The sequence below is a fragment of the Pseudomonas furukawaii genome, from assembly GCF_002355475.1.
GTDB classification, from domain to species: Bacteria; Pseudomonadota; Gammaproteobacteria; order Pseudomonadales; family Pseudomonadaceae; genus Metapseudomonas; species Metapseudomonas furukawaii.
Genome location: NZ_AP014862.1, coordinates 4331558 through 4350982 on the forward strand (window position 1 = coordinate 4331558; position 19425 = coordinate 4350982).

The window sequence follows — 19425 nt, forward strand, 5'->3', positions numbered from 1 at the left end:
GTAGGAGCGAGCTCGCTCGCGAATTGGTCTGCGTCATTCGCCGGCAAGCCGGCTCCTGATATGGATTGACCTGTCAACTCTGGGTCTATTCTTTCGTTTTGTTCTTCTCCGCCAGTGGCTTCGGTTCAGGGGGTGGAGGGCGATTAGGCGACGGTGGATCACTCTGATATACGTGGGTTGGTTACCGACCTGACTTCACTTCGTCGCGGAGCTGCCCTTCTCTACGGTCGTGGGTCTGTCCTCCTCGCAGAGGACGCCACATAGGAGCGCCAGGGGTTCTCCTCACCGGCCCTCCACCCCCTGAACCGAAGCCACTGCTGCGGGTTCATGCCACGGCCTTACTGCCGTGTGCCTTGCCCGCCACCGCGCAGGCGATGGCCCAGATGAATCCCGCCAGCTCCCGGGCGATGGCGGTGGTGACCTGCTGCTTGAGCTTGCCCGCCGCCAGCAGCGCTCGATAACGACCGCACAAGCGCTTCTGCGCGTGCCAGGCGATGGCCTGAACCACCGCCGAGGTTTTCGCCGCGCGCGCCTCGATGACGCGTGTCTTGCGTGCCGGGAAACGGTAGTTCCACCCCGCTTCCACCAGCACCCGCCGGACATGGCCATTGCCCGTGCGGGTAATGCGGCCCTGGCGGCGTGAGCCACCGCTGGAGTGCTCGCTGGGAACCAGTCCCAGGTAGGCCATCAGCTCGCGCGGCGAGTCGAAGCGACTGAGGTCGCCCAACTCCGCCAACACCGTCATCGCCGTGATCAGGCTCACCCCGCGCAACGCCATCAGGGCTTGCGCCACCGTACCCAGCGACCAGCCGGCCAGCGCTTCGTGCATTTGCGCTTCCAGATCGGCCACCCGCCGTTGCATCGATTTAACGGTGTCGAGGTACTCCTGCAGGACGATCTGCTGCACCGGCGAGTCAAGTTTCACGCTCGCCAACCAGTGGAAATGGGCCTGGGTCCAGCGACTTTTACCGGCATAGACGTGCCCATGACGCAGCAAGAACGCGCCCAGGCGTTGCCGGCACTTCAGTTCCAGGGACTTCATGTCCTCCCGGGCGCGCGTCAAGTCGCGGATCGCTTCCTGCTCCTGATCCGGCACCCACACCGCCGTCAGCTCGCCCGCCCGATGCAGGCGCGCCAACATCAGGGCGTCCCGACGGTCGGTTTTCAACCGCTCGCCCGCCTTGCGCGGAATCAGCGAGGGCGCCACCACCACGCAACCATGGCCCAGCGCTGTCAGCTCACGGTAAAGGCCGTAGCCGCAGGGGCCGGCCTCGTAGCAGAAGCTCAACGCCTCGCCCTGCCGGCTCAGCTGCTTGAGCAGTTTGCGCAGCGCGCTGTCGCGGTTCTCGATGGTGCCGTGATAGTCCGGCTCACCGCGCCCCGGCCGTGCCACCGCGACAGCAATCGTCGCCTGGTGAACGTCCAAACCTACATAGACCTGGTTAAACTCGTTCATGACCTGTCCCCCTCGATGCGGCTCTGTGTTGGAGGTGTTTCCACCCCGAAAACATAACCCGCGCTTTCGAGGTGGGGCAGGTCAATCCATGATGTCTACGGAGCTTCGCCGAACTCGCGAACTGGCCTGCGCCATTCGCCGGCAAGCCGGCTCCTACGGAGCTTCGCCGAACTCGCGAACCGGCCTAGCGGAATTTCCGTCCCAGCCCGGCCGGAACGCCACTGGCGTCGGTGGGCTGCCAGGGTCCCTGAGGCGAGTTGGAGTAATTCCAGCCGTTATCCCAGCGGTAGTAGACCCGTTCGCGATAGAAGGTGTTGCGCTGCCCCTCCAGTACGTAGACACCGAGGCCGGTGTCCCAGTAGCAGTTGCCGCCGGGTGGCGGGGCGAAGCGCGGGTGGGCCTTCATGCGCGGCGCCTGCTTCGGTGGCTGGGGCTGCGCGGGCGGCAGGGGGCGGGTCTGGGCGGGTGTCTGCGCGGAGGGCTGCCGGGGAGCGGGCTCCCAGTCGGGGTAGTCGTCGCGGTAGCCACCCGGGCCGGTGCAACCGGCCAGGGTCAGGAGGATGCAGATCAGGGGCAGGCCGAAGCGGGAGCTCGGTCCTGCCGGATGGATGCTGTGCGTGGTCATTTCTCGTCCGGGCTGTCGATGGTCAGTCGTTGGGTATCCGACGAGCCAGTAGACAACGGCGAACTGCGTCCGATCCATTCACCGGCGGTGGCATTGCCCCCTCGGGAGATCCGGGCGACCAACTGCACCTGGGGGAAGTTGGACAGCTTGAGCTGGGGCATCATCGCGTCCGCATCGCTCAGGCTCACTTCCACCGGAAGGTCGGCGACGGTGACGCGCTTGACCGCCAGGGGCATGGGCGGGCCGGACGTGGCGCGGGCGAAGATGAACACGGCATCGCCGGGCTGCACCTTGTCCTTGAGGGCCGCGGCCAGGTCCACCTTGACCTTCAGCTCGGCGCTGGCGGGCGCCTGGGCGGCGGGTTCTTCCACCGAAACGCCACTTTCCCTGAGCTTCTCGCGGGCCTTGTCGATGCCGCCCTGGAGGGCGCCCCGGGAAGGATCGTCCTTCGGCAACTGGACCACCAGGCGCTCCCAGTAGCGGATCGCGTCCTGGTAGCGGCCGTCCTCGAAGCCGGCGATGCCCAGCAGACCGAGACTCGTGACCTCGTTCGGGTCGGCCTTCAGGGCCTCCTCGGTCAGGGCCTTCACCTCGGGGGTGAGCGTCTTCTGGCTGGCGAAGTACAGCGCCTGGGCCCATTGGCCCAGCAGTTCGGGCTCACGCCCCGCGCGCTTGGCGGCCTGCTCGTAGGCGCGGGCCGCATCGGCCGGCCGATCCTGGGCCATGTAGGTACGGCCCAGGAAGTACCAGCCCTCGGCGGACTCGGGCTGGGCCTCCACCACGCGTTCGAGGCGGGAGGTCATCTCCTCCATGTCGCGCGGCGGCTCACGGAGCTCACGAGCCAGTTCCACCTTGTCGCTGGCTCCCCAGTGCAGGTACAGGCCGAAGCCCAGCAGCGGGACCAGGATGGCGAAGAACAGCGGCAGCGCTCGTCCCAGGCGGGAGCCGCCAGCGGCGTCGGCGCCTTCGGTGTCGGCCAGCAGCTCGCGACCGGCTTCGGCCCGGCCCGCCTCGTACTGCTCGGCCGTCAGGGTGCCGGAGGCGTGCTGGGTATCCAGTTCGTCGAGTCGCTCCTGGTAAAGAGCGACGTTGAGGGAGGTACGGTCTTCCTCGGTCTGGGCCTTGCGGCCACGCAGCACGGGAATCAGCAGGAAAGCCAGGGCGACCAGCAACAGCAGGCCGGCGGCGAGCCAGAAATCGATCATGAGTCTTTCTTGTCCTGGTTCTCGGAGTTCAGCAGGGCGTCGAGGCGGGCCTTCTCATCGGCCGAGAGCAGCACCTGGGACGGGCTGTTCTCCACCTTGCGACGGCGCACGACAATGACGGCCAACACCAGCAGGCCACCCACCAGCAGGCCGGCGGGGCCGTACCAGAGCAGCAGGGTGCGGGCGTTCACCGGCGGGTTGTAGCGCACGAAGTCGCCATAGCGGGCCACCAGGAAGTCGACGATCTCGTCGTTGCTCCTGCCCTCTTCCAGCATGCGGAAGATTTCCCGGCGCAGGTCCGTGGCGATGGGCGCATTGGAGTCGGCGATGTTCTGGTTCTGGCACTTCGGGCAGCGCAGTTCCTCGGTGAGCACGCGGAAACGCTCGCGCTCGGCCTCGTCCTTGAACTCGTAGGTGTCGATGGCGGCTCGGGCGATGCCGGTCAGGGCGAGGCCCAGGACCAGGGCGGCGAACAGGCGCTTCATTTGCCGGCCTCGTCCACGAGGCCCTGGTACAAGGGCGCCAGCTGTTCGCGCCAGACGGTTTCGTCGATCACGCCGACGAACTTGTGACGGATGATGCCGTCCTTGTCGATCAGGAAGGTTTCGGGCGCGCCGTAGACGCCCAGGTTGAGGCCGAGGCTGCCCTGCTCGTCACGGATGTCCAGCTTGTAGGGGTTGTGGAATTCCTTCAGCCACTTCAGCGCGGCGGCATTGTCGTCCTTGTAGTTCACGCCGTAGATGGTCACGCCCATCTGCGACAGCTTGTTCAGCACCGGGTGTTCCACACGGCAGGCCACGCACCAGGTGCCCCAGACGTTGACCAGGGCGGGCTTGCCCTTGAGGTCCGCCTCGGTGAGGGTGCGATCGCCACTGACGCTGGGCAGGGAGAAGGCCGGGAACGGCTTGTCGATCAGGGCCGAGGGCAATTCGGCCGGATCGAGGAACAGCCCGCGATAGAGGAACACCGCGATGGCGAGGAAGCCCAGCAGGGGCAGGACGAGGATCAGGCGTTTCATGCTTGGGCTCCAGCCATGCCAAGCGCCTCACGGACGCGGGTCTTCACTTTCACGCGGTAACGACGGTCCAGGGCCGCCAGCAGGCCACCCAGGCCCATGAGCAGGCCGCCGAGCCAGATCCAGCGGACGAAGGGTTTCACATGGACGCGCACGGCCCAGGCGCCATTATCCAGCGGCTCGCCGAGGGCGACGTAGAGGTCGCGGGTGAAGCCGGCGTCGATGCCGGCCTCGGTCATCACCGACTGCTGCACGGTGTAGAGGCGTTTCTCCGGGTGCAGCACGGTGATCCGCTTGTCGCCCTCGAACACGGCCACTGTGCCCTTGTCGGAGGTGAAGTTCGGCCCTTCGTGGTGAGCGGCGCCCTCGAACACGAAGCGGTAGCCGCCCAGCTCGACGGCCTCGCCCGGCGCCAGGCGCAGGTCGCGCTCGGCGCTGTACTGGCTGGACAGCACCACGCCCAGGGCGCAGATGGCGATGCCGGCGTGGGCGAGTTGCATGCCCCAGTAACTGCGGGTCAGGCCGGCGGCGCCCTTGAGCACGCCCTTGTGGCGGGTCTTGTCGAGCAGGTCGCGGACACCGGCCAGCACCACCCAGGCGGCGAGGAAGCCCACGGCCAGCACGGCCCAGTGGAAGTCGCCGAGGATGAAGGCCGCCAGCACACCGAGCGCCAGGCTGCCCAGCAGCACCGGTCCGAGCATGCCCGCCAGCCAGCGGGTGGGCGTGTCCTTCCAGCGCACCAGTACACCCACCGCCAGGGTGACCATCAGGATGCCCATCAGGGGCAGGAACAGGGCGTTGAAATAGGGCGGCCCCACCGACAGCTTGGCGCCGGAAAGCGCGTCCAGCACCAGCGGGTAGAGGGTGCCCAGCAGGATCATCGAGGCGGCCACCACCAGTACCAGGTTGTTCACCAGCAGCAGGGTCTCGCGGGACCAGAGGGCGAAGCCCACCTGGCTCTTGACCACCGGCGCGCGGACGGCGAACAGGGTCAGCGAGCCGCCCACCACCAGCAGCAGGAAGGCGAGGATGAACACGCCGCGCTCAGGATCGGAGGCGAAGGCATGGACGGAGGTGAGCACGCCGGAACGGACCAGGAAGGTGCCTAGCAGGCTCAGGGAGAAGGCCGCGATGGCCAGCAGCACGGTCCAGCTCTTGAACACGCCGCGCTTCTCGGTCACCGCCAGGGAGTGGATCAGCGCGGTGCCCACCAGCCAGGGCATGAAGGAGGCGTTCTCCACCGGGTCCCAGAACCACCAGCCACCCCAGCCCAGCTCGTAGTAGGCCCACCAGGAACCCAGCACGATGCCGATGCCGAGGAAGGCCCAGGCGACGATGGTCCAGGGCCGCGACCAGCGCGCCCAGGCGGCGTCGAGGCGACCGCCCAGCAGCGCGGCGATGGCGAAGGCGAAGGCGACCGAGAAGCCCACGTAGCCCATGTAGAGCATCGGGGGGTGGACGATCAGGCCGAAGTCCTGCAGCAGCGGGTTCAGGTCGTTGCCGTCCGCCGGCATGTTCGGCAACAGGCGGTTGAAGGGGTTGGAAGTGACGATCAGGAACAGCAGGAAGCCGATGCTGATGAACCCCATCACCGCCAGTACTCGGGCCAGCATCACTTCCGGCAGTTGCCGGGAGAAGACCGAGACCGCGAAGGTCCAGCCGCCGAGGATCAGCGCCCAGAGCAGCAGGGAGCCTTCGTGGGCGCCCCAGACGGCGCTGAACTTGTAGTACCAGGGCAGCGCGCTGTTGGAGTTGCTGGCTACGTAGGCGACCGAGAAGTCGTCCACCATGAAGGCGTAGGTGAGGCAGCCGAAGGCGAAGGCCAGGAAGGCGAACTGCCCCCAGGCGGCCGGCTGGGCCAGGCTCATCCACTGGCGATCGCCTCGCCAGGCGCCGATCAGCGGCAGGGTCGCCTGCACCAGGGCCATGCACAGGGCGAGGATCAGGGCCAGGTGGCCGAGTTCGGGAATCATCGCGTCAGCCCTCTTTCTTTTCAGGCAGCTTGCCGCTTTCCTTCAGGGCCTTGGTGACCTCTGGCGGCATGTAGTTCTCGTCGTGCTTGGCCAGCACCTCGTCGGCCACCAGCACGCCCTCGTCGTTGAGCTTGCCCAGGGCGACGATGCCCTGGCCCTCGCGGAACAGGTCCGGAAGGATGCCGTGGTAGCGGATGGTCACGTTCCTGGCGAAGTCGGTCACCACGAACTGCACGTCCAGGGAATCGCCGGAGCGCTGCACCGAGCCTTCCGCCACCATGCCGCCGGCGCGGATGCGGGTGTCCTTGGGGGCCTCGCCGTTGGCGATCTGGGTGGGGGTGTAGAACAGGTTGATGTTCTGCTGCAGCGCGGACAGCGCCAGCGCCACGGCGATCCCGACGCCGGCCAGGATGGCCAGGACGATGAACAGGCGCTTCTTGCGTACAGGATTCACTTCGACTCCTCCCGGCGCAGGCGGCGCGCCTCGTCTTGCAGGTAACGCCGCCGCGCCATCAGCGGCAGGGCGACGTTGATGGCCAGCACCGCCAGGCTGATGCCATAGGCGGTCCAGACATACAGGCCATGGTTACCCATGGCGAGAAACTCGGTGAAGGAAGAAAAATTCATCAGACCTTACCCACTTGTGCCTGAATCTCGGCCTTGGCCCAGCTGCTGCGGGACTCGCGCTTGAGCACCTCGAGGCGCATGCGCATCAGCACCACGGTGGCGAAGAAACAGTAGAAGCCCAGCACCATGAGCAGCAGCGGCACCCACATTTCCGGTGGCATGGCCGGTTTCTCGGTGATCTTGAAGGTGGCGGGCTGGTGCAGGGTGTTCCACCACTCCACCGAGTACTTGATGATCGGGATGTTCACCACGCCGACGATGGCCAGCACCGCGCAGGCCTTGGCGGCGCTGTCACGATTGCTGATGGCCTGGCCGAGCGCAATGACACCGAAGTACAGGAAAAGGAGGATGAGCATGGACGTCAGTCGGGCGTCCCAGACCCACCAGGCGCCCCAGGTGGGCTTGCCCCAGATGGCGCCGGTGACCAGGGCGACGAAGGTCATCCAGGCCCCCAGCGGCGCGGCGGCCTGCAGGGCGACGTCGGCCAGCTTCATCTTCCAGACCAGCCCCACCAGCCCGCAGACGGCCAGCATGATGTAGCCGGACTGGGCCAGGAAGGCCGCCGGCACGTGGATGTAGATGATGCGGAAGCTGTTGCCCTGCTGGTAGTCCGGCGGCGCGAAGGCGAGCCCCCAGGCCAGGCCGACGGCGATGAGGATCGCCGCGCCCCAGGCGAACCAGGGCAGCCAGCGACCGCTGATCTCGTAGAACCATTTGGGCGAGCCGAGCTTGTGGAACCAGGTCCAGTTCATCGGGACCCCCTGCTCGGCGCTTCGGCCTGTTCGGACATCGGCAGTTTTCTCATCAGGGCAACTCGTTTCTTATTCACCGACGCTGATGGTCAGGCCGGCGGCAATGGCGAAGGGTGTCAGGGTCACCGCCAGGGCGGTGAGGCTGGCCAGCCACAGGAGGTGGCCGGCAGCCGGCAGTCCTTGCAGGGCCGCCTGCAACGCCCCGCTGCCGAGGATCAGCACCGGGATGTACAGCGGCAGGATCAGCAGCGCGAGCAGCAGCCCGCCGCGCTTGAGCCCGACGGTCAGGGCGGCACCCACGGCGCCCAGCAGGCTGAGCACCGGGGTACCCAGCAGCAGCGACAGCAGCAGCACCGGCAGGCAGCGGGCCGGCAAGCCCAGCATCAGCGCCAGCAGCGGCGCCAGCAGAACCAGGGCCAATCCGGAAAAAAGCCAGTGTGCCAGCACCTTGGCCAGGACCAGAAGCGGCAGGGGGTGCGGCGAAACGACCCACTGTTCGAGGGAGCCGTCCTCGAAATCACTGCGGAAAAGCCCGTCCAGCGAGAGCAGCACGGCGAGCAGCGCCGCCACCCAGATCAGCCCGGGAGAAAGGCCTTGCAACAATTGCGACTCGGGCCCCACCGCCAGGGGGAACAATGCGATCACTATGGCGAAGAACACCAGCGGGTTGGCCAATTCCGCCGGACGGCGCGCCAGCAGCCGGGCTTCGCGGGCGACCAGGAGGGTGAAGACGTTACTCATGGACGAGGCTGCCCCAGGTCGAGTTCGCGGTAGCCGGCGGGCACCTGGCCCATGCTGTGGTGGGTGGTGAAGACCACCAGCCCGCCGTTGTCACAGTGCCGCGCCAGATGGGCTTCCAGTTGCGCGACGCCCTGCTTGTCGAGGGCGGTGAAGGGCTCGTCGAGAATCCACAGGGGCGGCGCATCCAGGTAAAGACGGGCCAGGGCGACACGCCGTTGCTGCCCGGCCGACAACGTATGGCAGGGCACATCCTCGAAGCCGCGCAGACCGACCGCTTCCAGTGCCTGCCAGATGGCCTCGCGGCTGGCGGGCTGGTGCAGCGCGCAGAGCCAGCGCAGGTTCTCCTCGGGCGTCAACAGGCCCTTGATGCCGGCGGCATGGCCGATCCAGAGCAGGTTGCGCGCCAGTTCGCTGCGCTGGCAAGTCAGCGGCGCGCCATTCAGCCGGACCTCGCCGGAGGTGGGTTGCATCAGGCCGCAGAGCAGGCGCAGCAGGCTGGTCTTGCCGCTGCCATTGGGGCCGGCCACCTGGAGCATTTCGCCCCGGGACAGCTGCAGGTCCAGCCGCTCGAAGAGCAGACGCCAGTCCCGCTCGCAGGCGAGGGCCACGGTCTCGAGGTAGGGACTGGTCACGGCATGGATACCCGGGATTGCATTCAAGTCAGGAAGGTGCCGGCCGCTATACTGGAGAACTCCAAGGCTCGCGGCCGGCCCGGACGGGGCGGCATTATACATGCCATCCCCCACCCCCGAAGCGGGCTTTTTCGACAGGTTGTAACCCCTTGATGACCGAGATCAGCGGCGCCCGCGCCCTTCCCGCCAACCCCGTCATCGCCCGCCCCGTGCAGAACGCCACGGACCTGGCGCTGAAACTGTTGCAGCCCCTCGGGGGGCTGATGAGCGCCGGGGAAAGCGCCGATGCGGAAGTCATCGCCCTAAAGGAAGCCGCGCAGAGCTTCCAGGTGCTGCTGAAGCTGACCCTGGCCAATGGCACCCAGACCACCCTGGAGGCCAGCAGCCCCCGCCCCCTCGCCCAGGGCAGCCTCCTCAGCATCACCGCCCTGTCAGACACCCGCCTGGCGATGGCCCTGAAGGGGGGCGAGCGCGCCCTCGGCAGCCTCGACCTGGAGCTGCTGCCGGTGGGCAGCCTGGTGCAGGGCAAGGTGGTGTCCAGCGAGCTGGTCAGCCAGGGCAAGGCCCAGGCGGCGCTGTACAGGGTGATGGTCAACCTGATCAACACGCCACTGGCGGGCAACCAGCTGACCATCGACAGCCCCCGGCCCCTGACCATCGGCAGCCTGCTGACCGCCCAGGTGCAGGGCAGCCAGGCGCTGCAGTTCCTGCCCCTGGCCACCCAGCTGGACCAGTTGGAGCTGACCCAGCAACTAGCCAGCCAGCAAAGCCGCCAGGGCTCGCTGGAGGCCCTGGTCTCGGCATTCCGGGGCGTCGACCGGGAGCATCTGCCGGAGAGTCTGAAACTCGCCATGGACAAGCTGCTGGGGGCCCTGCCGGATGTCCGCCAACTGGGCGACCCCAAGCTGCTCGCGGCGGCCCTGGAAAACAGCGGCGCGCTGATGGAGTCGCGGCTGCTCTCGGGTCAGGCCGGCGCCCTGCCCCAGGACCTGAAGGCCAACCTGCTCCGCCTCATCGCCCAGTTGCTGCCCACCCTGCCGGGCGGCCCGGCCAGCCTGCCGAGCGCCGGCACCAGCAACGCCATGGCCCAGGCCGTACCCGCGTTCATCCGCAACGCCCTCGGCGCCCTGGGCCAGGCCAACCTGCGCCAGCAGGCGCTCAGCTTCCCCCTTCCCTCCCGGCTGGCGCAGGCCGCCGAGGAGGAAGGCGATCTGGAAACCCTGCTGAAACTCGCCGCCGCCGCGGTTTCCCGCCTCCAGACCCACCAACTGTCGAGCCTCGCCCAGACCCAGGTGACCCCGGACGGCAACCTGCTGACCACCTGGCAGTTGGAGGTGCCCATGCGCAACCAGCAGGACATCGTGCCGCTGCAGATCAAGCTGCAGCAGGAGCAGGACGGGCGTGAGGAGAAAAGCGAACGCAAGGAGAGCCTCTGGCGGATCGAGCTGGCCTTCGACCTGGAGCCCCTGGGGCCCTTGCAGGTCCAGGCGCAACTGCTGCAGGGCAGCCTGTCCAGCCAGCTCTGGGCCGAACGGTCGGATACCGCGCACCTGATCGATCGCGAGCTGCCCAACCTGCGGGAGCGCCTGCTGGCCGCCGGCCTCACTGTCGGAGAGCTGGCCTGCAGCCAGGGCCGTCCGCCGCAAGGCCCCAGGACCACGCTGGAGCAACGCTGGGTGGACGAAACCGCATGAGCAGGAAACCCCGCCAGGCCATCGCCCTGTCCTACGACGGCGTCGCCGCCCCCAGCCTCACCGCCAAGGGGGACGACGAGCTGGCCGAAGCCATCCTCGCCATCGCCCGCGACTACGAGGTGCCCATCTACGAGAACGCCGAACTGGTGCGACTGCTGGCACGCCTGGAACTGGGGGATGCGATTCCCGAGCCGCTCTACCGCACCATCGCCGAGATCATCGCCTTCGCCTGGTACCTGAAGGGCAAGTGCCCGACGGGGTTCGCGCCCGATGATGGCGAAGCGCGAGCGACGATACCGTCCCTGCCACTCATCGGTGGTCCGGCTGATTGAACACGACGCGCTCGCCCTCCAGCCCCTTGCCCTGGGGAAAATCCAGCAGTTGCCAGGCGAAGAAGCCCTCACGGAAGTAGAAGACCTGGCGATACCCCCAGCTCACCGCACGCCGCACGGCCTCCGCGCTCTGCGGACAGACATCGCTGTCGCAGTAGATCACCAGGGGCGCCTGCCTTGGCCAGTGGGGCTGGGCGAGGTCGTCGAATCGCCCGAGGAGATCGAGGTGGAGAGCGCCGTGGATATGACCCCAGGTCCACTCGCGGGTGGGGCGCACATCGACGAAAACCACACCCCGCTCATACAGATAACGCGCTTGCAGGACATTCACCGTCATGGCGCCGGCCACCTGCATGGGGGCCTCCTGGGCATTCGCCAGGGACGCCAGGCAGAGCAGCAGTATCGGAAGTAGACGCATGGCCGGACCTCCCCCGGAGAGAAGCCCCGGAATTTCAGCTTAGGTCAGGCGCAACGAGGGGATTTGGAACGAATGGAGCGGAGCCCCCATGGGTTAAGAACCCCTGGTGCTATGGGCGATCGCGGCGACTATCCGCGATCCTTGCCGGCCTGGTGCAGGCGGCTGACCAGTTCGGCCTCGGCCTGGGTCAGGCCGCAGGACTGGGTCAGGTCGTCGACGCTGGCGCCCAGCCCCACCAGGCGCGAGGCCTGACTGAAGGAAAGGCTGTGGGGATCCCGCTGCTCCAGCTGGGTCAGCCGGTCAGGCAACGGCGCCACCAGCCGGCGAAGTTCGTGGAGATCCTCGCCCATGCGCACGCTGCCTTCGAGATAGGTCTCCAGCCGACGGCCCAGCTCCTTGATTCTCTGGTCGCGCAGCGCGTCGCGGCTGGCCTGCGCCTCGACCTCCCGGCGCAGGCGCTGGGAGAGTTGGTGGCAGGCGTACCCCAGTACCGAGCACGCCACGGCGAGCGCTACGGCGAGCGACGCGATCCAGATCAACTCAGATGCTCTCCAGCTCGGACCACTCTTCCTCGCTCATCATCTTGTCCAGCTCGACGAGGATCAGCAGCTCGCCATTCTTGTTGCAGACGCCCTGGATGAACTTGGCCGACTCTTCGTTGCCCACGTTGGGCGCGGTCTCGATCTCGGATTGGCGCAGGTAGACCACCTCGGCGACGCTGTCGACGAGGATGCCCACGACCTGCTTGTCCGCCTCGATGATGACGATGCGGGTGTTGTCGGTCACCGGGGCCGGCCCCAGGCCGAAGCGCTGGCGCGTGTCGATCACGGTCACCACATTGCCGCGCAGGTTGATGATGCCCAGCACATAGCTCGGCGCCCCCGGAACCGGCGCGATCTCGGTGTAACGCAGGACTTCCTGCACCTGCATCACGTTGATGCCATAGGTCTCGTTGTCCAGGCGGAAGGTCACCCACTGCAGGATGGGATCTTCGGCACCTTGAGCGGACGATTTCTTCATGTTCCCTAGCCTCTCTTGAGCCACCCGGGGCGGCAGTCACGGGTTCTACCCGCTGTTATCTTCGAGGGCCCCGCGACGCGGGACCTTCCCCTCAATTCAGCGCCATGCGCTTGACGGCACCGCTGGCGATCAGCTCGGCCAGGGCCGCGACATCCAGCAGCGCGCACATATGCTCGATCACGGTACCGGCCAACCAGGGTCTTTGGCTACGCTGGCTGCGCCATTTGACCTCGTTCGGGTCCAGGCGAATGGAGCGGCTGACCTGGTGCACCGCCAGCCCCCACTCGTAGCCCTGGACGGAGATCACGTACTGCAGGCCCTCGCGGAAGTCGTCGCGGTAACGTTCCGGCATCACCCAGCGGGCGGTATCCAGCACCTTCAGGTTCCCCGCCTGGCAGGGCAGGATGCCGAGGAACCACTCGGGCTGGCCGAACAAGGGCGTCAGCTCCTGGCCCGCCAGGGGATAGATGGAGCCCAGGGATACCAGGGGAACGGCCAGGGTCAGGCCGGCCACATCGAACAGCAGGCACTCGAAGGGCTCCTCGCCCCACGCGGGGCGGCCGCCGGCCACCCACGCGGGAATATCGGACTGCGGCGCGCCGGAGGTACCGAGTTCCACCAGGGGTTCGACTCGCGCCAGCGGAAGCGCCGCCTCCTGCACCGGCAGGACCGGGGCGACCACCGGATCGGGGCACTCCGGCTCCAGTACCAGCAGCGGTTCGACCTCGGGCATGGGTTCGGGCAAGCGGGGCTCCGACGCCGCCAGGGGCAGCGCGGCCAGTTCGCGGGTCAGGCGCGCATCCCGGACCTGTTCCTCCAGGACCGCAGCCTCGAACTCGTCGCTGCTGATGCTCTCGGCCAACTCGACCGACGCCTCGTGCAGCAACGCGTCCAGGTAGGACTGCAAGGCCAGTTGCGGACGTGTGGCGGTGGCGATGGGACGACTCATGTTGGGAACCCACGGGATTGATCTGTAAGGCCTATCGGCAGTCGACGCCCTTCACTTGAGGCCCGGCGGTCGGCGATCGGGTGCATCTCAGGCCACCTGGGCGGACAGCTGCTGGGTCAGCAGGTGCTTGAGCAGGGCCCGGTAGGCGATCACGCCCCGGCTGTTGGAATCGTACTGGGAGGGCGTCACGCCCGCCCGGCTGGCGTCGCGCAACCGCGTGTCCACCGGGATGTAGGCCTGCCAGAGATGTTCCGGGTAGTTGTTGCGCAACACCTTGAGGGTGTTGAGGGACGCCTGGGTCCGGCGGTCGAACAGGGTCGGCACTATGGTGTAGGGCAGCGCCTGCTTGCGCGAACGGTTGACCATGCTGAGGGTGCTGACCATGCGCTCCAGGCCCTTCACCGCGAGGAACTCCGTCTGCACCGGGATGACCAGTTGCTGGCTGGCGGCCAGGGCGTTGACCATGAGGACGCCCAGCAGCGGCGGGCTGTCGATGATGGCGTGGTCGAACTCCTGCCAGAGCTGCGCCAGGCTCTTGGCGATCACCAGGCCCAGGCCGTTCTGGCCGGGCGACTGACGTTCCAGGGTCGCCAGGGCGGTGCTGGACGGCAGCAGGGAAATGCGCTCATGGCTGGTCTGCAGCAGCAACTGCCGGGGCAGCCCGTCGGGCACGCTGCCCTGGTGCAGGAAGAGGTCGAAGCAACTGTGCTCCAGGGTGTCGGGATCATGACCGAAATAACTGGTCATCGACCCGTGGGGATCGAGGTCCACCACCACGACGCGCTTGCCGGCATCGGCCAGCAGGCCGGCCAGGGCGATGGATGTAGTGGTCTTGCCGACCCCACCTTTTTGATTGGCTACTGCCCAGACTCTCATCGTTCTTCATCCTCCCGGCTGCGCGGTTGCACCGAGACTCTCACCGGCCCTGTGGGGCCGGCGACGGGGAATTGACGGCCCCCGTACCCGGGGCCTCTGCTGGCGCTACTGGTGCAGGTTGCGTGCCAGCCCTCTGCAACGCGGCATCCGGCCGCGCGTTGGCGCTCCCTACACCGCTGACGCTGCGACGTACATCCAGGTTGCGGGACACCACCAGGACCACCCGCCGATTGCGGGCCCGTCCTTCGGCAGTGGCGTTGTCCGCCACCGGCTGGAACTCACCATAGCCCACCGCGGCGAGGCGGTTCGGTGCGACCCCATCCATGGCCAGCATGCGCACGATGCTGGCGGCGCGCGCGGAGGAAAGCTCCCAGTTGGACGGGAACTGCGCGGTGGCGATGGGCAGGTTGTCGGTGAACCCCTCCACATGCACGGGGTTGCCGTAGGGCGCCAGAATCCCGGCAATCTTCTCGATCAACTCGAAGGCCGCGTCGTTGGGAATGGCGTCGCCGCTGGGGAACAGCAGGCTGGAATTCATCTCGATCTCCACCCACAGCTCGTTGCCGCGCACGCTCACCTGGTCGGCATCGATCAGGTCGCCGAAGGCATCGCGCATGCTCTGGGCGATGGTCACCAGGGGATCGGCGCCCGGATCATCGACCGAGGACTGGCTGTGATCGCCCTCGTCCGTCACGGCGTGCCCCGTGCTGCGCGGTTTCTCTTCACCCACGGGGATCGGCTCGACCGAGCGGTCCGGCTGGTTGAACACCCCGACCAGGGACTCGGAAAGGATCTTGTACTTGCCTTCGTTGATGGAGGAAATCGAGTACATGACCACGAAGAAGGCGAACAGCAGGGTGATGAAGTCCGCGTACGACACCAGCCAGCGCTCGTGATTCTCGTGTTCTTCCTGGTGCCGCCTGCGTGCCATGGCCGTACCCTCAGTCCATGAAGCCTTGCAGCTTGAGTTCGATGGAACGCGGATTCTCGCCCTCGGCGATGGAGAGGATGCCCTCCAGCAGCATCTCGCGGTAACGGGACTGGCGGATGGCGATGGCCTTGAGCTTGTTGCCCACCGGGAGCAACAGCAGGTTGGCGAAGCCGACGCCGTAGATGGTGGCGACGAAGGCGACGGCGATGCCGCCGCCCAACTGGCTGGGATCGGCCAGGTTGCCCATCACATGGATCAGGCCCATCACCGCGCCGATGATGCCGATGGTGGGGGCGTAGCCGCCCATGCTCTCGAACACCTTGGCAGCCTGGAGGTCGCGGCCCTCCTGGGTGAAGAGGTCCACCTCGAGGATGCTGCGGATGGACTCCGGCTCGACGCCATCCACCAGCAGTTGCAAGCCCTTGCGGGCGAAGGGATCGGCTTCGCTGTCGGCGATGGGCTCCAGGCCCAGCAGGCCTTCCTTGCGCGCCGTCTGGCTCCAGTTCACCACCCGGTTGATGCCGCCGGCCAGGTCGATGAAGGGCGGGAACAGTATCCAGCGGACGATGGCCAGGGCGCGCTTGAAAATGCTGATGGGCGTTTGCAGGAAGGCGGCACCCAGGGTACCGCCCAGGACGATGAGTGCCGCAGGGCCGTTCAGCAGGGCCCCGACGTGACCGCCTTCGAGGTAATTGCCGCCGACGATGGCGACGAATGCCAGGATGACCCCGATAAGGCTGAGTACATCCATTACCTGGCGCTCTCCATTACATGCAGGCCTCGACCAGGTGGCGACCGATGTCGTCCAGGCTGTAGACGGCGTCGGCCAGGTTGGCCTTCACCACGGCCATGGGCATGCCATAGATGACGCAGCTCGCCTCGTCCTGCGCCCAGACCTGGCTGCCGCCCTGCTTCAGCAGGCGCGCGCCCTCGCGGCCATCGGCCCCCATGCCGGTGAGCACCACCGCGAGGACCTTGTCGCTGTAGGCCTTGGCGGCCGAACCAAAGGTGATGTCGACGCAGGGCTTGTAGTTCAGGCGCTCATCGCCGGGCAGGATGCGCACGACCCCACGGGTATCCACCATCATCTGCTTGCCCCCCGGCGCCAGCAGCGCCAGGCCGGGACGCAGCACGTCACCGTCCTCGGCTTCCTTGACGGAAATCCGGCAGAGCTTGTCCAGACGCTCGGCGAAGGCCTTGGTGAAAGCCGCCGGCATGTGCTGGATCAATACCAGTGGCGCGGGAAAGTTCGCCGGAAGCTGGGTCAGCACCCGCTGCAGGGCTACCGGGCCGCCGGTGGAAGTACCGATGGCCACCAGCCGGTAGCCCTTGCGCTTGGGAGCCGGCGAGCTGGCGACGGGGGCTGCGGGGTTCGCTGCCGCCGGCGCTGGGCTGGAGCGTGCCGACAGTCCGGGGCTGGGGGCGGTCGCCGGCGTGGGCAATGACGAGGTGCCGAAGCTGCTGTAACGGCGGTTGCTGCGGGCGATGCTGTGGACCTTCTCGCAGAGCAACTGCTTGACCTTCTCGGGAGTACGGGAAATGTCCTCGAAGTTCTTCGGCAGGAAATCCACCGCGCCGGCGTCCAGGGCGTCGAGGGTGACGCGGGCGCCTTCGTGGGTGAGGGACGAGAACATCAGGACCGGCGTCGGGCAGCGCTGCATGATGTGCCGCACCGCGGTGATGCCGTCCATCATCGGCATCTCGTAATCCATGGTGATGACGTCCGGCTTGAGCGCCAGCGCTTGGTCGATGGCCTCGCGGCCATTGGTGGCGGTGCCCACCACTTGGATATTGGGGTCGGAAGCGAGGATTTCCGAGACACGGCGACGGAAGAAACCGGAGTCATCCACCACCAGAACCTTGACTGCCATAAGAATAAAGCTCCTAGCGGGCGGCCGTTGCCGGCCGCCCCAGATCAGCCACGGCGCGCGTAATGCTTGAGCATGCTCGGCACGTCGAGGATCAACGCGATGCGGCCGTCACCGGTGATGGTGGCGCCGGACATGCCCGGCGTTCCCTGCAACATCTTGCCCAGCGGTTTGATCACCACCTCTTCCTGGCCCACCAACTGGTCGACGACGAAGCCGATTCGCTGGGTGCCCACGGAAAGGATCACCACGTGACCTTCCCCCTGCTCTTCCACCGCCGCATCGCGGACCAGCCAACGCTTGAGGTAGAACAGCGGCAGCGCCTTGTCGCGCACGATCACCACTTCCTGGCCGTCCACCACATTGGTGCGGGACAGGTCGAGGTGGAAGATCTCGTTGACGTTGACCAGCGGGAAGGCGAAGGCCTGGTTGCCCAGCATCACCATCAGGGTGGGCATGATCGCCAGGGTCAGGGGGACCTTGATGACGATCTTCGAGCCTGCGCCCTTCTGCGAGAACACGTTCACGGTGCCGTTGAGCTGGGAGATCTTGGTCTTCACCACGTCCATGCCGACGCCACGGCCGGAGACGTCGGAAATCTCCGTCTTGGTGGAGAAGCCCGGGGCGAAGATCAGGTTGTAGCACTCCAGCTCGGTGAGGCGATCCGCGGCGTCCTTGTCCAGCAGGCCCTTCTCCACCGCCTTGGCGCGGAGCACGGCGGCGTCCATGCCCTTGCCGTCGTCGGTGATCATCAGCAGGATGTGGTCGCCCTCCTGCTCGGCGGACAGGACCACCCGACCGGTACGCGGCTTGCCGGCGGCCTCGCGCTCGTCGGGGGACTCGATGCCGTGGTCGACCGCATTGCGCACCAGGTGGACCAGCGGGTCGGCCAGGGCCTCCACCAGGTTCTTGTCCAGGTCGGTCTCCTCGCCCACCAGCTCGAGGTTGATTTCCTTCTTGAGGTTGCGCGCCAGGTCGCGGACCAGGCGCGGGAAGCGGCCGAAGACCTTCTTGATCGGCTGCATCCGGGTCTTCATCACGGCGGTCTGCAGGTCGGCGGTGACCACGTCCAGGTTGGACACGGCCTTGGCCATGGACTCGTCGCCGCTGTTGGCGCCCAGGCGAACCAGGCGGTTACGCACCAGCACCAGCTCGCCCACCATGTTCATGATCTCGTCCAGGCGCGCGGTATCGACACGCACCGTGGTTTCCGCTTCGCTGGCCACGGCCGGACCAGCCGCGCCGTTGCCGGCGGCGGGCGCAGCCGGACGCGCGACCGGTTCGGCCTTCGGAGCCGGCTTGGCAGCGGGTACGGGCGCCGGGCGGCTGGCGGCCGGCACGGGAGTCGGCGCCGCAGTCGCCACGGGGTCCTCGGTGGCGCCGGAGAACTTGCCCTTGCCATGCAACTGGTCCAGCAGGGCCTCGAACTCGTCGTCGGTGATATTGCCACCACCCTCGGCGGCGGCCGGGACCACGGCGGGCGCCTCGGACTTCACCGGGGCGGCGGGCTCAGCAGCACCATTGAACTTGCCCTTGCCATGGAGCTGGTCCAGCAGGGCTTCGAACTCGTCGTCGCTGATGTCGTCGCCAGCGCCGGCGCCAACCGGAATGGCCAAGGCCGGGGCGGACGCGTGGGCGGACACCGCGACCTCGGACTCGACCGCACCGGAGAACTTGCCCTTGCCATGCAGCTGGTCCAGCAGGGACTCGAACTCGTCGTCGCTGATCTCGTCGCTCGCATCCTTCGCCACCGCAGCGGCGATGGCGTCGCTGTCGCCGAGGGCGTCCAGCAACTGCTCGAACTCGCTGTCGGAGATATCCATCGAGGATTCGCCGGACACGACCGCGACCGGTGCCGGAGCCGGCTCCGCGGCCACGACCGCTGCCGGTTCGGCAGCCTGGGGCGCGGGCTCCGCGCCGGCGGGCTCCGCCAGGCGCGACAGCGCCGCCAGCAACTCCGGCGTAGCGGGCGTCGGCTCGCTGCGCTCGCGCACCTCGCTGAACATCTCGTTCACGGTATCCAGGGCTTGCAGCACCACATCCATGAGCTCGGCGTCCACACGGCGTACGCCCTTGCGGAGGATGTCGAAAACGTTCTCGGCGATGTGGCAGCACTCCACCAGGGCGTTGAGCTGGAGGAAGCCAGCGCCGCCCTTGACGGTGTGAAAGCCACGGAAGATCGCATTGAGCAGGTCCATATCGTCCGGGCGGCTTTCCAGCTCGACCAATTGCTCGGACAGTTGCTCCAAAATCTCGCCGGCCTCTACCAGGAAGTCCTGGAGGATTTCTTCATCGGCGTCGAAGCTCATAT

The 19425-nt window shown here is 67.1% G+C and carries 22 protein-coding genes; 2 read left to right on the forward strand and 20 right to left on the reverse strand.

Annotation, left to right across the window (positions count from 1 at the left end; all coding sequences use genetic code 11):
* Nucleotides 1–325: 325 nt before the first annotated feature.
* The 11 genes from KF707C_RS19995 to ccmA all read right to left on the reverse strand — a co-directional run bounded on the left by KF707C_RS19995 (nucleotide 326) and on the right by ccmA (nucleotide 9044).
* Nucleotides 326–1456, reverse strand: a complete 1131-nt coding sequence (locus KF707C_RS19995; protein ID WP_036990837.1) for an IS110 family RNA-guided transposase — start codon at nucleotides 1454–1456, stop codon at nucleotides 326–328.
* 184 nt (nucleotides 1457–1640) lie between these two features.
* Nucleotides 1641–2081 (reverse strand): hypothetical protein, encoded by a 441-nt coding sequence (locus KF707C_RS20000; RefSeq protein WP_003457104.1) that lies wholly within the window; start codon nucleotides 2079–2081, stop codon nucleotides 1641–1643.
* Complete coding sequence (gene ccmI / locus KF707C_RS20005; RefSeq protein WP_003457063.1) at nucleotides 2078–3286, reverse strand: c-type cytochrome biogenesis protein CcmI; 1209 nt, start codon at nucleotides 3284–3286, stop codon at nucleotides 2078–2080. The genes KF707C_RS20000 and ccmI overlap by 4 nt, the downstream gene beginning before the upstream one ends.
* Nucleotides 3283–3771, reverse strand: a complete 489-nt coding sequence (locus KF707C_RS20010) for a cytochrome c-type biogenesis protein (protein ID WP_003457061.1) — start codon at nucleotides 3769–3771, stop codon at nucleotides 3283–3285. The genes ccmI and KF707C_RS20010 overlap by 4 nt, the downstream gene beginning before the upstream one ends.
* On the reverse strand, nucleotides 3768–4304 hold the full coding sequence (locus KF707C_RS20015) for a DsbE family thiol:disulfide interchange protein (RefSeq protein ID WP_003457059.1): 537 nt from the start codon (nucleotides 4302–4304) through the stop codon (nucleotides 3768–3770). The genes KF707C_RS20010 and KF707C_RS20015 overlap by 4 nt, the downstream gene beginning before the upstream one ends.
* Entirely contained in the window at nucleotides 4301–6274 is a 1974-nt protein-coding gene (locus KF707C_RS20020) for a heme lyase CcmF/NrfE family subunit (RefSeq protein ID WP_003457056.1), read from the reverse strand. Before KF707C_RS20020 ends, KF707C_RS20015 begins: the two co-directional genes overlap by 4 nt.
* Before the next feature lie 4 nt (nucleotides 6275–6278).
* Nucleotides 6279–6728, reverse strand: coding sequence for a cytochrome c maturation protein CcmE (gene ccmE, locus KF707C_RS20025; protein WP_003457054.1), 450 nt, complete (start codon nucleotides 6726–6728; stop codon nucleotides 6279–6281).
* On the reverse strand, nucleotides 6725–6901 hold the full coding sequence (gene ccmD, locus KF707C_RS20030; RefSeq protein WP_003457053.1) for a heme exporter protein CcmD: 177 nt from the start codon (nucleotides 6899–6901) through the stop codon (nucleotides 6725–6727). The genes ccmE and ccmD overlap by 4 nt, the downstream gene beginning before the upstream one ends.
* Nucleotides 6901–7653, reverse strand: a complete 753-nt coding sequence (locus KF707C_RS20035) for a heme ABC transporter permease (protein WP_003457051.1) — start codon at nucleotides 7651–7653, stop codon at nucleotides 6901–6903. The genes ccmD and KF707C_RS20035 overlap by 1 nt, the downstream gene beginning before the upstream one ends.
* A gap of 69 nt (nucleotides 7654–7722) precedes the next feature.
* Nucleotides 7723–8394 (reverse strand): heme exporter protein CcmB, encoded by a 672-nt coding sequence (ccmB, locus tag KF707C_RS20040; protein ID WP_003457050.1) that lies wholly within the window; start codon nucleotides 8392–8394, stop codon nucleotides 7723–7725.
* Complete coding sequence (gene ccmA, locus KF707C_RS20045) at nucleotides 8391–9044, reverse strand: cytochrome c biogenesis heme-transporting ATPase CcmA (protein ID WP_192817707.1); 654 nt, start codon at nucleotides 9042–9044, stop codon at nucleotides 8391–8393. The genes ccmB and ccmA overlap by 4 nt, the downstream gene beginning before the upstream one ends.
* A 134-nt stretch (nucleotides 9045–9178) precedes the next feature.
* On the opposite strand from ccmA, the gene fliK reads away from it, so the two are divergent.
* A complete protein-coding gene (gene fliK, locus KF707C_RS20050) occupies nucleotides 9179–10720 on the forward strand; it encodes a flagellar hook-length control protein FliK (RefSeq protein WP_003457046.1) in 1542 nt (513 codons plus the stop codon).
* On the forward strand, nucleotides 10717–11052 hold the full coding sequence (locus tag KF707C_RS20055; RefSeq protein WP_003457043.1) for an EscU/YscU/HrcU family type III secretion system export apparatus switch protein: 336 nt from the start codon (nucleotides 10717–10719) through the stop codon (nucleotides 11050–11052). The genes fliK and KF707C_RS20055 overlap by 4 nt, the downstream gene beginning before the upstream one ends.
* Here the strand turns inward: KF707C_RS20055 and KF707C_RS20060 are convergent.
* The 9 genes from KF707C_RS20060 to KF707C_RS20100 all read right to left on the reverse strand — a co-directional run bounded on the left by KF707C_RS20060 (nucleotide 11030) and on the right by KF707C_RS20100 (nucleotide 19423).
* Nucleotides 11030–11470, reverse strand: a complete 441-nt coding sequence (locus tag KF707C_RS20060) for a rhodanese-like domain-containing protein (RefSeq protein ID WP_036994410.1) — start codon at nucleotides 11468–11470, stop codon at nucleotides 11030–11032. The genes KF707C_RS20055 and KF707C_RS20060 overlap by 23 nt on opposite strands.
* 128 nt (nucleotides 11471–11598) lie before the next feature.
* Nucleotides 11599–12009 carry a DUF2802 domain-containing protein gene (locus KF707C_RS20065; protein WP_003457039.1) on the reverse strand — a complete coding sequence of 137 codons (411 nt, stop codon included), beginning with the start codon at nucleotides 12007–12009 and terminating at the stop codon, nucleotides 11599–11601.
* 1 nt (nucleotide 12010) lies between these two features.
* The gene (locus KF707C_RS20070; protein WP_003457037.1) at nucleotides 12011–12490 is read right to left on the reverse strand and encodes a chemotaxis protein CheW; all 480 of its coding nucleotides are present in this window, start codon (nucleotides 12488–12490) and stop codon (nucleotides 12011–12013) included.
* Between the two features lie 91 nt (nucleotides 12491–12581).
* The gene (locus tag KF707C_RS20075) at nucleotides 12582–13439 is read right to left on the reverse strand and encodes a CheW domain-containing protein (RefSeq protein WP_003457036.1); all 858 of its coding nucleotides are present in this window, start codon (nucleotides 13437–13439) and stop codon (nucleotides 12582–12584) included.
* Nucleotides 13440–13526: 87 nt separating this feature from the next.
* Nucleotides 13527–14315 (reverse strand): ParA family protein, encoded by a 789-nt coding sequence (locus tag KF707C_RS20080; RefSeq protein ID WP_003457033.1) that lies wholly within the window; start codon nucleotides 14313–14315, stop codon nucleotides 13527–13529.
* Between the two features lie 40 nt (nucleotides 14316–14355).
* Nucleotides 14356–15246, reverse strand: coding sequence for a flagellar motor protein MotD (gene motD / locus KF707C_RS20085; protein ID WP_003457031.1), 891 nt, complete (start codon nucleotides 15244–15246; stop codon nucleotides 14356–14358).
* Nucleotides 15247–15256: 10 nt separating this feature from the next.
* Entirely contained in the window at nucleotides 15257–15997 is a 741-nt protein-coding gene (locus tag KF707C_RS20090; RefSeq protein WP_003457029.1) for a flagellar motor protein, read from the reverse strand.
* A 16-nt stretch (nucleotides 15998–16013) separates the two neighbouring features.
* Nucleotides 16014–17117, reverse strand: coding sequence for a protein-glutamate methylesterase/protein-glutamine glutaminase (locus KF707C_RS20095; RefSeq protein WP_003457027.1), 1104 nt, complete (start codon nucleotides 17115–17117; stop codon nucleotides 16014–16016).
* 44 nt (nucleotides 17118–17161) lie between these two features.
* Entirely contained in the window at nucleotides 17162–19423 is a 2262-nt protein-coding gene (locus tag KF707C_RS20100) for a chemotaxis protein CheA (protein WP_003457024.1), read from the reverse strand.
* Nucleotides 19424–19425 lie beyond the last annotated feature (2 nt).

Bases quoted from the DNA above. Each gene is read 5' to 3' on its own strand.
- KF707C_RS19995 (WP_036990837.1), bottom strand. From the start codon at position 1,456: ATGAACGAGTTTAACCAGGTCTATGTAGGTTTGGACGTTCACCAGGCG.
- KF707C_RS20000 (WP_003457104.1), bottom strand. From the start codon at position 2,081: ATGACCACGCACAGCATCCATCCGGCAGGACCGAGCTCCCGCTTCGGC.
- ccmI (WP_003457063.1), bottom strand. From the start codon at position 3,286: ATGATCGATTTCTGGCTCGCCGCCGGCCTGCTGTTGCTGGTCGCCCTG.
- KF707C_RS20010 (WP_003457061.1), bottom strand. From the start codon at position 3,771: ATGAAGCGCCTGTTCGCCGCCCTGGTCCTGGGCCTCGCCCTGACCGGC.
- KF707C_RS20015 (WP_003457059.1), bottom strand. From the start codon at position 4,304: ATGAAACGCCTGATCCTCGTCCTGCCCCTGCTGGGCTTCCTCGCCATC.
- KF707C_RS20020 (WP_003457056.1), bottom strand. From the start codon at position 6,274: ATGATTCCCGAACTCGGCCACCTGGCCCTGATCCTCGCCCTGTGCATG.
- ccmD (WP_003457053.1), bottom strand. From the start codon at position 6,901: ATGAATTTTTCTTCCTTCACCGAGTTTCTCGCCATGGGTAACCATGGC.
- KF707C_RS20035 (WP_003457051.1), bottom strand. From the start codon at position 7,653: ATGAACTGGACCTGGTTCCACAAGCTCGGCTCGCCCAAATGGTTCTAC.
- ccmB (WP_003457050.1), bottom strand. From the start codon at position 8,394: ATGAGTAACGTCTTCACCCTCCTGGTCGCCCGCGAAGCCCGGCTGCTG.
- fliK (WP_003457046.1), top strand. From the start codon at position 9,179: ATGACCGAGATCAGCGGCGCCCGCGCCCTTCCCGCCAACCCCGTCATC.
- KF707C_RS20055 (WP_003457043.1), top strand. From the start codon at position 10,717: ATGAGCAGGAAACCCCGCCAGGCCATCGCCCTGTCCTACGACGGCGTC.
- KF707C_RS20060 (WP_036994410.1), bottom strand. From the start codon at position 11,470: ATGCGTCTACTTCCGATACTGCTGCTCTGCCTGGCGTCCCTGGCGAAT.
- KF707C_RS20070 (WP_003457037.1), bottom strand. From the start codon at position 12,490: ATGAAGAAATCGTCCGCTCAAGGTGCCGAAGATCCCATCCTGCAGTGG.
- KF707C_RS20075 (WP_003457036.1), bottom strand. From the start codon at position 13,439: ATGAGTCGTCCCATCGCCACCGCCACACGTCCGCAACTGGCCTTGCAG.
- KF707C_RS20080 (WP_003457033.1), bottom strand. From the start codon at position 14,315: ATGAGAGTCTGGGCAGTAGCCAATCAAAAAGGTGGGGTCGGCAAGACC.
- motD (WP_003457031.1), bottom strand. From the start codon at position 15,246: ATGGCACGCAGGCGGCACCAGGAAGAACACGAGAATCACGAGCGCTGG.
- KF707C_RS20090 (WP_003457029.1), bottom strand. From the start codon at position 15,997: ATGGATGTACTCAGCCTTATCGGGGTCATCCTGGCATTCGTCGCCATC.
- KF707C_RS20095 (WP_003457027.1), bottom strand. From the start codon at position 17,117: ATGGCAGTCAAGGTTCTGGTGGTGGATGACTCCGGTTTCTTCCGTCGC.
- KF707C_RS20100 (WP_003457024.1), bottom strand. From the start codon at position 19,423: ATGAGCTTCGACGCCGATGAAGAAATCCTCCAGGACTTCCTGGTAGAG.